Consider the following 11,497-nt stretch of genomic DNA (forward strand, 5'->3'; position numbering starts at 1 on the left):
CCCGTCGACGCAGTGTCGACGGGGGCGCGGTCGGTGCAGAGGACGAGCCGACTAGAGCGTCGCCGCGAACGGGTCGAAGCCCTCGGGGAGCAGCGGAACCGGTGCGACCGTGCTCTCGACCACGATCGTCTGGCCTGTTGCGGCCGACTCCTGCGCCGAGAGCAGGATGTCGAGCACATGGAAGCCGAGTTCACCCGAGGCGACGTGCGGACGCCCCTCGGCGATCGCGCGCGCCATGTCGAGCGCGCCGATGCCGCGTCCGACCTGCACGTCGTCATGCTCGATCTCGATCCACTCCTGCTCGAATGACATGCCGTCGCGGATCACACCGAGCGGCTTGACGTACGCGATGCGACCGGCGAACTGGTTCGGGTCGGGGAGCACGATCGTGCCCTCGGTGCCGTGGATCTCGACGATGCCGTGGCGCTCGAGCGCGGAGTCGAAGCTCAGCAGCGTCTGCGACTGCGCACCGCCCTCGAAGGCGGTGACGATCTGGATCGTCGACGGCACCTCGACCGGGAACATGGTCCCCGCGTGGGGTCCGGTGTGGATCTCGCGCTCCTCGCGCGCCTTCGTGCCGACCGCGGCGACGTGGTCGACCGGTCCGAGAAGGCTCACCAGGGCCGAGAAGTAGTACGGCCCCATGTCGAGCAGCGGCCCCGCACCCTCCGCGAAGAGGAAGGCAGGACTCGGGTGCCACAGATCGGGTCCCTGGGTCTGGAACGTGGTCTGGGCGAACAGCGGGCGGCCGATGACTCCGCTCTCGATCGCACGACGAGCGGCCTGGAAGCCCGGTCCGAGCAGCGTGTCGGGGGCGGAGCCGATCCGCAGGCCTGCGGCGTCGGCCTCGCGGAGCAGGTCGGCGGCGCCGTCGCGGTCGAGCCCGAGGGGCTTCTCCGTCCAGACGTGCTTGCCTGCGGCGATCGCGGCGCGGGAGACCTCGATGTGCACGGCGGGGATCGTCAGGTTGATGACCAGATCGACGCCGGGGTGGGCGAGGACGTCATCGGCGGTGCCGAACGACGGCACCCCATACTTCGCCGCCTGCGCCTCGGCGCGGTCGACCAGCAGGTCGCCGACGACGAGCACCTCGACGTCGGGGAACGACGACAGGTTCTCGAGGTAGGTGTCGCTGATGACACCGAGGCCGATGATGCCGATGCCGACCGCGCTCATCGTGCGAACCCGCCCTCGATGAGGAACGAGTAGCTCGCGGCGATGTCGGCGAAGACGTCACCCGGGGCGTTGTCGTATTCGATGATGGCGTACTTCAGGTCGGATGCCGCGCGCAGCGAGTCCGCGAGGGGCACGTCGCCCGTGCCCGCGTGACGCTGGTCGAGGCTCGCCGAGCCGAACTCCGCCGCACCGGGTGCGAACGGGTTGCTGGCCGGCGCGACGCCGTCCTTGACGTGCGCGGCGACGAGCCGGTCGCCGAGGCGCGAGACCAGCGCGGTCACGTCCTGCTCGCCCACGAGCGCCCAGTACAGGTCGAGCTCGAGCACGACGCGCTCGTCGGTCAGCGCGACGAAGCGCTCGTAGGCCGTCTGCCCGTCGAACTCCTCGACGAACTCCTGGGCGTGGTTGTGGTACCCGACCTCGAGGCCGAAGGTCGCGGCGGTCTCGACCAGCGCGTTCAGGCGCTCGGCGATGTCGGTGACGCCCTCGAGCGTGAACCAGCGCTCGGGAACCACGAACGGGTCGATCACGGTCTTGATGCCGACCTTGGCCGCGGCCTCGAAGACGACCTCGGGCGCGGGGGTCGGGATCGATCCGTCCGGCGTCCACAGCTCGTCCGAGAGCAGCGGTGCGTGGCCGGTGGGCGAGACGAGGCCGGAGGCGTCGAGGGCCGCGCGGATCTCATCGGGACGGCGCACGAAGTCGAACGCCTCGACGTTGCGCAGTCCGATGGCGGCGAGCTTGTCGAGCGAGCCGCCCATGTCGGCGGAGAACTCCGCGGCGAGTGTGTACAGCTGAACAGATGCTTCTGGCAGGGCCACGTTGACCTTCCTTGATTGTGCGAGTGGACGGAGGAATCGCCCGCGGCCAGAGTACCAGAAACCTCCACGTGGAAGTAATGAGATTCTCGTATTCACCGCGTAGAGAGCGCACCCGCACACCCTGGACATGCGCGGTGCGGCGGCGCATGCTGAACGCATGAGCGCATTCCAGACCACACGGGCATTCAGCGGGTTCAGCGTCGACGACATCGATGCCGCCCGCTCGTTCTACGGCGACGTCCTCGGACTCCGCGTCGAGACCAACGAGATGGGGTTCCTCGACATCCAGCTCGACGACGGCGGCTCGATCCTCGTCTATGCGAAGCCTCATCACACTCCGGCGAGCTTCACGATCCTGAACTTCCCCGTCGACGACATCGATGCCGCCGTCGACGACCTCAACGGACGTGGCGTGGCGACGAAGATCTACGACGATTCCGAGTTCGACACCGACCCGAAGGGCATCCTGCGGGGCGGACCGGGGCGCGGGCCCGACATCGCCTGGTTCCGCGACCCGGCCGGCAACGTCCTCGCGGTGATGTCCGCCGCCTGAGCCGGGGGCCAGGCGTCAGGCCAGACGTCAGGCGTCAGGCCAGGAGCCGGTCGAACAGCTCGTCCAGGGCGGGGTCGACGCGCTGCAGTTCAGGGTGCGCGTCATGCCAGTCGATGATCTCGCGCGCCGCGGTGTGCAGCGCCACGACCGGGGCGAAGTCGGGCACGACGCGGCGGATCTTCGTGTTGTCGAAGACCACCGAGTGGGCCATGTCGCCGGAGAGCTGCCCCGCGCGCTCGGGGGCCGCGGCTTCGATCGCCGCGCTGGTGGCATACCGGATCCGCGGCTCGGCACCGGCCGCGCGCCCGAGGATCCCGTAGATCTCATTCCAGGTGTAGACGAAGTCGCTCGTGATCTGAAAGGTGTCCCCGTAGGCGAGCGGGTTGCCGAGCAGTCCCGCGAACCCGACCGCGAAATCGCTCGCGTGGGTGAGGGTCCACAGCGATGTCCCGTCGCCGTGCACGATGATCTCGTCGCCACGGCGGATGCGGTCGATCGCGGTCCAGCCGCCGAACGCGGGGATCGTCCACTTGTCGTACGTGTGCGAGGGGCGCAGCACCGTGACGGGGAATGCGCGGTCCCGATAGGCGGTCGTGAGCAGATCCTCGCAGGCGATCTTGTCGCGTGAGTACTGCCAGTGCGGGTTGCGCAGCGGTGTGGACTCCGTGATCGGCAGCCGGGCCACCGGCTTCTGGTAGGCGGACGCAGAGCTGATGAACACGTACTGACCGGTGCGCCCCTCGAACCGGTCGATGTCACGCCGCACCTGGTCGGGGGTGAACGCGATCATGTCGGCGACGACGTCGAACTCCCGTCCGGCCAGCGCCGCGTCGACGGCCGCGGCATCCTCGATGTCTGCCGTGAGCACCTCGACGCCCTCCGCGGGGTCGCGTCGCGACGTCCCCCGATTGAGCAGCGTGACCTCCATGCCGCGTGAGGCGGCCAGCGCACTCGCCGCCGACGAGATGATCCCGGTTCCGCCGATGAACAACACCTTCGTCGCACTCATGCGATCGACTCTAGCGAGGCGCCCGCCCCGCGGGGCGGGATCGCGCCCCCGCGGGCGTGCCGTCAGACGACTACGGTGCCGGGCGCGGCCGCGAACTCCTCGAGTGCGGCGACGACCTCGGCGGAGAGCTCCACGCGGCTTGCCGCGACCGCATCGTCGATCTGTCCGGTGCGGGAGGCGCCGATGATCGCCGTGGTGACCACCGGATCGCGAAGCACCCAGGCGATGGCGAGCTGTGGGATCGAGAGCCCCGCATCCTTCGCGATGCGGTCGATGCCGCGGATGCGCTCGAGGTAGTCGTCGGTGAGCGCCGACCCGTTCAGGAAGTGACTGCTCGCCGCCCGTGAGTCGGCGGGCACGTCGCCGTCGATGTACTTCGCCGTCAGCAGGCCCTGTGCGAGCGGTGAGAAGACCGCGCTGCCGACGTTCAGCTCGCGCAGCGCCGGGAACAGTTCGGCCTCGGGCGTGCGGTCGAACAGCGAGTAGCGGGGCTGGTGCAGCAGCAGCGTCACGCCCTGCTCGGCGAGCAGTTCGTAGGCGCGGCGGGCGAGCTCGGCCGGATAGTTCGAGATGCCGACGTACAGCGCCTTGCCGCTGCGGACGATGTCGGCGAGGGCCGTCGTCGTCTCCTCGAGCGGAGTCTCGGGATCGGGCCGATGCGAGTAGAACACGTCCACGTAGTCGGTGTTCATGCGCTGCAGGCTCTGCTCGAGCGATCGCACGAGGTACTTGCGCGATCCGCCGTCGCCGAAGGGCCCCGGCCACATGTCGTAGCCGGCCTTGGTCGTCACGAACAGCTCGTCGCGGTAACGGGAGAGACCGCTGGCGAGCACCGATCCGAATGTCGACTCTGCCGATCCGTACGGCGGGCCGTAGTTGTTCGCGAGGTCGATGTGCACGACGCCCCGGTCGAAGGCGTGCAGCACTATCTGCCGCTGACTGTCGAAGGTGCGGTCTCGTCCGAAGTTCTGCCAGAGGCCGAGCGAGACCTTCGGGAGCTGCACGCCGCTCGCGCCCGCGCGCTGGAAGGGCACGTCCGTGTAGCGGGTGGATGCGGCCTCGTAGACGGAGGTGAGGCGGGGGTCATCAGCGGCGATGGGCATGGGGGATGCTCCTAGGCGAGGCGAGAGGAAGGGCTTCAGGATAGCGCTTCCCGAAAGACCCGAGCAGACCGGGGTGCCATACTCCGCAATCCTCGAGACGCCGGTGCGGGCGGGGTCCGCTCCCCGCTGTCAAGGACGCCGACGAAGTCGGACGGTCGGGGTAACGTGGCGCGGAGTCGGCGATCGTCGCATCCACCCCCGCCCTGCGCGGGATTCGAGAAGAGGTCCATGATGGGCGGGACCCCACCGTCGAAGCTCTCCGGCACGTCGAACGCGATCGTCGTGACCGGAGCACGTGTGCACAACCTTCGCGATGTCGACGTCGCGATACCCCGCGACGCCCTTGTCGCCTTCACGGGCGTCTCCGGCTCCGGGAAGAGCTCCCTCGCGTTCGGCACCCTCTACGCCGAAGCCCAGCGACGCTACTTCGAGTCCGTGGCGCCCTACGCGCGACGCCTGATGAGCCAGGTCGACATCCCCGACGTCGACGCCATCGGGGGGCTGCCCCCGGCGGTCGCCCTCCCCCAGCAGCGCACCGCCGGCAGCGCTCGATCGACCGTCGGCAGCGCCACCTCGATCGGCAATGTGGTGCGCATGCTGTTCTCGCGCGTCGGCACGTACCCGCCGGGCGCGGACCCCCTGTTCGCCGAGGACTTCTCGGCGAACACCGTCCAGGGCGCATGCCCGCGATGCCACGGCATCGGGCAGGTGTACGACGTGCCCCTGCACCTCATGGTCCCCGACGAGTCGTTGTCGATCCGCGACCGCGCCCTCGACGCCTGGCCGCGAGCGTGGCACGGCAAGCAGCTCATCGACAGCCTGATCTCCCTCGACTACGACATCGACATCCCCTGGCGCGATCTGCCCGAGGAGCAGCGTCGGTGGGTGCTGTACACCGAGGAATCCCCTCAGGTGCCGGTGTTCACCGATCGTGGTCCTGCACAGGTGCGCAAGGCCGTCGCCGCCGGGGTCGAACCGTCGTACATGAGCACGTTCGTCGGCGTGAAGCAGTACGTGCTCAACACGTTCGCCCACTCGAAGAGCGCCAAGATGCGCGAGAAGGCGGCGAGCTACATGGTCAGCGTCCGCTGCCCGCTGTGCGAGGGACGTCGACTGAAGCCCGAAGCGCTCGCCGTGACGTTCGCCGGTCTCGACATCACCGAGATGGCCGCGCTGCCGCTCGCCGATCTCGCGGCGCTTCTCGAGACGGCACTCGCCCCCTCCGACAGCGGGTCGGATGCCGGCGGCTCCGAGGGCCGGGCACTCGCACCCGAGAAGCAGCTCGCGGCGCAGCGGCTGGTCGACGAGCTGCGCGACCGGGTCTCGCCCATCATCGAGCTCGGCCTGGGCTACCTCTCGCTGGATCGATCGACGCCCACCCTCTCCTCCGGCGAGCTGCAGCGCATGCGGCTCGCCACCCAGGTGCTCTCGCAGCTGTTCGGGGTCATGTTCGTGCTCGACGAGCCCTCCGCCGGCCTCCACCCCGCCGATGGCGAGGCGCTCGTGCGCATCCTCCGCTCGCTCCGGGACTCCGGCAACACGGTCTTCTTCGTCGAGCACTCGCTCGACGTGATCCGGCATGCGGACTGGATCGTCGACATCGGCCCCGGTGCGGGGGCCACCGGTGGCGAGATCGTCTATTCCGGCCCGATCGACGGTCTCCGCGACGTGGAGCGCTCCCAGACCCGGCGCTACCTGTTCGCCGACGACCTGCGCGCCGCGCAGTCGCCGGCGCCGAGGCCCGCCTCCCGCGAGCCCGACGGCGAGCTCGTGCTCACCGACGTCTCGCGGAACAACCTCCGCAGCGTGTCGGTGTCGATCCCCCTCGGCTGCCTCACCGCCGTCACCGGCGTCTCCGGCTCGGGCAAGTCCTCCCTGGTGACCCAGGCTCTGCCCGATCTGCTGCAGAAGAGCCTGTCGAGCGAGGTCGACGGCTCGACGATCGACGCGTCGAACGGCGAGAAGAGCAGCACGACCGCCGATCCGCTGTTCTCCGCGCCGACAGCCCAGACGACGGGGCGGGCGTCGGGTCCTGCCAGCCGCGTGCGGCGCGTCGTGCAGGTCAGCCAGAAGCCGATCGGCCGCACGTCGCGATCGAACGTGGCGACGTACACAGGCCTCTTCGACCGCGTCCGCGCGCTGTTCGCCGCGACTCCCGAAGCACGCCGGCGACGCTACGCCGCGAGCCGGTTCTCATTCAACCTGCCGAACGGACGATGCCCCACCTGCAAGGGCGAGGGCACGGTCGAGGTGGAGCTGCTCTTCCTCCCGACCGTCCATGCCCCGTGCAGCACGTGCGGCGGCACGCGCTACAACCCGGAGACCCTCGAGATCGAACTCCACGGTCACACGATCGCCGAGGTCCTCGCCCTGAGCGTGAACGACGCGCGCGTGCTCTTCGATGATGACGCCGATGTCGCGCGACACCTCGATGCCTTGCTCGATGTAGGACTGGGATACCTGCCGCTGGGGCAGTCGGCGACAGAGCTGTCGGGCGGCGAGGCACAGCGCGTGAAGCTGGCATCCGAGTTGCGCCGCGCCCAGCACGGCGACACCCTGTACCTGCTCGACGAGCCCACTTCCGGGCTGCATCCGTCGGACACCGATCGGTTGCTCGTGCACCTCCAGCACCTCGTCGACGCCGGCAACACTGTGGTGATGGTCGAGCACGACATGCGTGTCGTCGCGCAGGCCGACTGGGTGATCGACATGGGCCCCGGCGCCGGAGACCTCGGAGGATCCGTCGTGGCACAGGGCACTGCTCGCTCCGTCGCCTCGGCGAGCGACAGCACGACGGCGGCGTACCTCGCGGATGCCCTCGCGGCGCAGGACCGCGGAATCAGCGCCTGAAAACAGAAAATCCCCGCCTGAGCGGGGATTCCTTCTGCGGAGACGAGGGGATTTGAACCCCTGGTCCCCGTGAGGGGACTCCACCTTAGCAGGGTGGTGCACTCGGCCGGACTATGCGACGTCTCCAGGCATCCGCTCCGTGAAGACCGGATGCACCCTGCAAGCATAACGGGTTCACGGGGCAGCGACGAATCGGTGCTCAGTCGGTGACGGCACTCGACTCGCGCACGACGAGCTCGGGCTGGAATCGCACGCGGCGGTCGTGCTCCACGCCGTCCAGCTCCTTCAGCAGCAGGTCGACGCCGGTCCAGCCGAGCAGTCTCGCCGGCTGCCGCACCGAGCTCAGCGGCACGACGGTGGCCGAGGCGAAGTCGATGTCGTCGTAGCCGACCATCACGATGTCCTCCGGCACGCGGATGGCGGAGCCGAAGCTGAACGCCTGCAGCAGACCGACGGCGAGCAGGTCGTTCGCCGCGAACACGGCATCCGGTCGTGATCCGGTGGGGCGGGCGGCGATGATCTCGCCCGCGGCCCTGCCCTGCAGGACGGTGAGGGCGGACTGCTCGAAGACCTCGAGGGTGACGTCCGGGTGCGTGTCGACCGCCGCGCGCACCCCGCGCAGACGATCGGCGACCTGCTGCACCGACGGCGGTCCGCCGACGAACGCCAACCGGCGACGCCCTGAAGCCAGCAGATGCTCGGCGGCCACCCTGCCGCCCTCGACGTCGTCGACCGACACCGACGGCAGCACGCCCTCCTCCACTTCGCGGTCGACGAGAACGACCGGCATCCCGCCTGCGGCGAAGCGATGCACGGCGGAGAGGTCGTCCGACGCAGGGGTCAGCAGCACGCCGTTCACCCGCTGCTCCTGGAACAGCTCGAGATGCGCCAGCTGGCGCTCATCCCGCTCGTCGCTGTTGCCGAGCAGCACGGTCATGCCGGCATCCGCCGCACGATCCTCGGCCCCGCGCACCACCTCGGCGAAGAACGGGTTGCCGATGTCGGGCACCACGAGTCCGATGCTGCGGCTGCGACCGGCGCGCAGCTGCCTGGCGGCATCATTGCGCACGAAGCCCAGTTCACGGATCACGCGCTGCACACGCTCGACAGTCTTCGCCGACACGCGCTCCGGCTGGTTCAGGACGTTCGAGACGGTGCCGACCGAGACGCCGGCCGCAGCCGCGACGTCTTTCACCCCTACAGCCATGGCGTGCCTCCGTCCGTCTGCGCGTGCGCCAACGACTACCTTCTCATCCTGCGTGGTTGTCTCCACGCCGGCGACGCGCGGGCACGGCGACGACGGCGAGCGCCGCGCAGCCGATCCCGGCGATGAACAGCGGCGCGAGCGCCCAGGTGACGACGCCGGTGAAGATCGCGGCAGCGGCGATGTAGGCGGCTCCCGCGACATCCGCACGGGCGACGCCCGGCACCGCGCGCACCGCGGCGACCCAGCCGCGCGAGGGAGACCATTCGCCCGCCGCGAGAAGCACGGCGACCGCGAGAACGAGCAGACCCGCCCAGCCGATGACGGCAATGGCCTCTCCGCCGGGCAGTGCACCCGACCCCGCGAGCACGATGTCGACCGTGAGCACCGCCGTGATCAGCGCCGCCGGCACGCCGACCGCGAGAGATCGGAGGATGCCGGCACGCACGTCGTCCCAGAACAGGGAGCTTCGTGAGTCCTCGGCCGCAACGAACCGTCGCAGATGACGGATGCCGGCGGCGAGCGCGATCGGCAGCGTGACGACGCCGAGGGCGACGATCGTCATCATGAGGCCGATCGTCAGCACCTCGCCGAACAGGCCGAACTTCGCCGTCGCACCGGGGTTGGCCCCCGGTTCCACACCCGCGACGGTGGGTCCTGCGCCGGAGCGCGCCTCGCGCGTCGCGGCGCGCTGTGCGCGCCGCTCTCCGCTGATGACCGACATGACTAGCCCTTCAGACCCTGTGTCGCGACACCGTCGACGAGGAAGCGCTGGAAGACGACGAAGAACAGCAGCACCGGGACGAGCGCCACGAACGAGGCCGTGACCGTCGCACCGTAGTCCGACGACGACGTCTGGTCGTTGTAGAGCCGCAGCGCGATCGGGAGCGGGTAGTTCTCGGGACTCGTCAGGTAGAGGAGCGGCCCGAGGAAGTCGTTCCACGCCCAGATGAACGAGAAGATCGCGCAGGTGATCAGCGCCGGCTTGATGAGCGGCAGGATGATCGACCAGAAGATCCGCAGGTGGCCCGCACCGTCGATGCGCGCGGCCTCGTCCATGTCGCGCGGCATCTGGCGGATGAACTGCACGAGCAGGAAGACGAAGAACGCTTCCGTGGCGAGGAACTTCGGCAGGATCAGCGGGATGAAGGTGTCGACCCATCCGAGCTGGTTGAAGATGATGTACTGCGGGATGATCACGACGTGGAACGGCAGCAGCAGTGTGCCGATCATCGCCGCGAACAGCACGCCGAGTCCCTTGAACTGCACGCGGGCGAACGCGTAGGCGGCGAGCGCCGACGAGAGCACGGTGCCGACAACCGCGGACACCGCGAGGATCAGCGAGTTGAGGAAGAAGCGCCACATCGGCACTCCCGCGATGCCCTCCATGACCTTGCCGTAGTTCTCGATCGTCGGCGCCTGCGGGAACAGACCGGGGTTCTGGCCGAACTCGGAGTTCGGCTTGAACGTCGACAGGAACAGCCACAGCAGCGGGTACAGCACGACAGCGGTGAGCAGGAGCAGACCGACGAACCAGATGACCGTCTGCCAGGTCTTGCGCGTGATGGGGCGGCGAGGGGCAGGCGGGCCGACGGGCGTCGTCTGCTGCGCGGCGAACGCCGGCGTCGACGCGGAGCCGGAGGTGGTGGCCTGATTGGAGGTGCTCATTTGTCGTCTCCCGAGTAGTGCACCCACGACCTCTGGGTGCGGAACAGGATGAGGGCGATGATCGCGACGACGACCAGCAGCACCCAGGCGATCGCGGCGGCGTACCCCATCTGTCCGTCGGAGAAGCCGCGCTTGTACAGGTAGACGGTGATGAAGTTCGTCATGCCGGCGGGGCCGCCGGAGCCGTTCGAGATGATGTATGCCGAGGCGAACACCTGGAAGGCGCCGATGAGGCCCAGCAGCAGGTTGAAGAACATCACCGGAGAGAGCATCGGGATCGTCACCGCGCGGAAGCGCCGGTAGGCGTTCGCCCCGTCCATCTCGGCGGCTTCGTACAGCTCCTTGGGGATCTGCTTCAGACCGGCGAGGAAGATCACCATCGTGGCTCCGAACTGCCAGACGGCGAGCAGGATCATCATCGGGAGCACGAGTCCCGGATTGCCGATCCATCCGCCCAGGTCGATCCCGAAGATCTGCAGACCGCTGTCGACAGGACCGTCGGAGTTGAACATCGCACGCCAGACGATGGCGACCGAGACCGAGCCGCCGATCAGCGAGGGGGCGTAGAACGCGGAACGGAAGAAGCCGGCGCCCTTGTCGCGGTAGTTCAGGAGCATCGCGACCCCGAGTGCGGCGGCGAGGGTGATCGGCGTGCCGATGAAGACGTAGACCAGGGTGATCTGGGCCGACTGGATGAAGTTCGGGTCGCTCGTGAAGAGACGGATGTAGTTGTCCAGCCCGATCCACTTGGGCGGCTGGAAGATGTTGTACTTCGTGAAGGAGAGGTACAGGGAGTAGATCATCGGCACGGCCGTGAGGCCGAAGAATCCGATGAGCCACGGGGTGAGGAACGCGTAGCCGGTCGCCGTCTCACGCCGCTGGCGCGACCGCTGGCCGGGCCGTGCGGGCTCGTTCTCTGGGCGACGGCCGCTGCGCAGCGCCTGCCCTCGTCCGGACTTCTTGCCCGTGACGATCGTCCTCGTCGCCGTCGTGCTCATGACAGCTCCTTCCGAAGTGTGCGGGGTGCGGTGGGCGGGGGGGGTGGGGGCCCCGCCCCCGCACGGAAGACGGGGTGGGGGTGGCCGACAACGCTGGGTAAATAGTGAGGTGAGC

The 11,497-nt window shown here is 68.9% G+C and carries 10 protein-coding genes and 1 tRNA gene; 2 read left to right on the forward strand and 9 right to left on the reverse strand.

The genetic code is table 11. The features are described 5' to 3' along the window. Positions 1 to 51 precede the first annotated feature (51 nt). Positions 52 to 1,176 (reverse strand): Gfo/Idh/MocA family protein, encoded by a 1,125-nt coding sequence (locus ABTZ43_RS15150; RefSeq protein ID WP_350539398.1) that lies wholly within the window; start codon positions 1,174 to 1,176, stop codon positions 52 to 54. Beyond that, positions 1,173 to 1,997 carry a sugar phosphate isomerase/epimerase family protein gene (locus ABTZ43_RS15155; RefSeq protein WP_056412932.1) on the reverse strand — a complete coding sequence of 275 codons (825 nt, stop codon included), beginning with the start codon at positions 1,995 to 1,997 and terminating at the stop codon, positions 1,173 to 1,175. Before ABTZ43_RS15155 ends, ABTZ43_RS15150 begins: the two co-directional genes overlap by 4 nt. Before the next feature lie 157 nt (positions 1,998 to 2,154). On the opposite strand from ABTZ43_RS15155, the gene ABTZ43_RS15160 reads away from it, so the two are divergent. After that, on the forward strand, positions 2,155 to 2,550 hold the full coding sequence (locus ABTZ43_RS15160; RefSeq protein WP_350539399.1) for a VOC family protein: 396 nt from the start codon (positions 2,155 to 2,157) through the stop codon (positions 2,548 to 2,550). Between the two features lie 34 nt (positions 2,551 to 2,584). Here ABTZ43_RS15160 and ABTZ43_RS15165 read toward each other — a convergent pair whose 3' ends face one another. Continuing rightward, positions 2,585 to 3,559: an NAD-dependent epimerase/dehydratase family protein gene (locus ABTZ43_RS15165; protein ID WP_350539400.1), complete on the reverse strand. Its 975-nt coding sequence runs from the start codon at positions 3,557 to 3,559 to the stop codon at positions 2,585 to 2,587. 62 nt (positions 3,560 to 3,621) lie between these two features. After that, positions 3,622 to 4,662, reverse strand: coding sequence for an aldo/keto reductase (locus tag ABTZ43_RS15170; protein WP_350539401.1), 1,041 nt, complete (start codon positions 4,660 to 4,662; stop codon positions 3,622 to 3,624). Positions 4,663 to 4,890: 228 nt separating this feature from the next. On the opposite strand from ABTZ43_RS15170, the gene ABTZ43_RS15175 reads away from it, so the two are divergent. Beyond that, a complete protein-coding gene (locus ABTZ43_RS15175) occupies positions 4,891 to 7,512 on the forward strand; it encodes an excinuclease ABC subunit UvrA (protein ID WP_350539402.1) in 2,622 nt (873 codons plus the stop codon). Between the two features lie 37 nt (positions 7,513 to 7,549). On the opposite strand, the gene ABTZ43_RS15180 is transcribed toward ABTZ43_RS15175, so the two are convergent. The 5 genes from ABTZ43_RS15180 to ABTZ43_RS15200 all read right to left on the reverse strand — a co-directional run bounded on the left by ABTZ43_RS15180 (position 7,550) and on the right by ABTZ43_RS15200 (position 11,382). Beyond that, positions 7,550 to 7,638, reverse strand: a tRNA-Ser gene (locus tag ABTZ43_RS15180). Between the two features lie 73 nt (positions 7,639 to 7,711). Continuing rightward, positions 7,712 to 8,719, reverse strand: coding sequence for a LacI family DNA-binding transcriptional regulator (locus ABTZ43_RS15185; RefSeq protein WP_350539403.1), 1,008 nt, complete (start codon positions 8,717 to 8,719; stop codon positions 7,712 to 7,714). Between the two features lie 43 nt (positions 8,720 to 8,762). Beyond that, positions 8,763 to 9,440 (reverse strand): hypothetical protein, encoded by a 678-nt coding sequence (locus ABTZ43_RS15190; protein ID WP_350539404.1) that lies wholly within the window; start codon positions 9,438 to 9,440, stop codon positions 8,763 to 8,765. 2 nt (positions 9,441 to 9,442) lie between these two features. Next, complete coding sequence (locus ABTZ43_RS15195) at positions 9,443 to 10,384, reverse strand: carbohydrate ABC transporter permease (RefSeq protein ID WP_056412949.1); 942 nt, start codon at positions 10,382 to 10,384, stop codon at positions 9,443 to 9,445. Beyond that, positions 10,381 to 11,382: a carbohydrate ABC transporter permease gene (locus ABTZ43_RS15200; RefSeq protein WP_045254825.1), complete on the reverse strand. Its 1,002-nt coding sequence runs from the start codon at positions 11,380 to 11,382 to the stop codon at positions 10,381 to 10,383. The genes ABTZ43_RS15195 and ABTZ43_RS15200 overlap by 4 nt, the downstream gene beginning before the upstream one ends. Positions 11,383 to 11,497: the final 115 nt, after the last annotated feature.

This window comes from Microbacterium sp. NPDC097977, assembly GCF_040302605.1.
GTDB lineage: Bacteria > Actinomycetota > Actinomycetes > Actinomycetales > Microbacteriaceae > Microbacterium.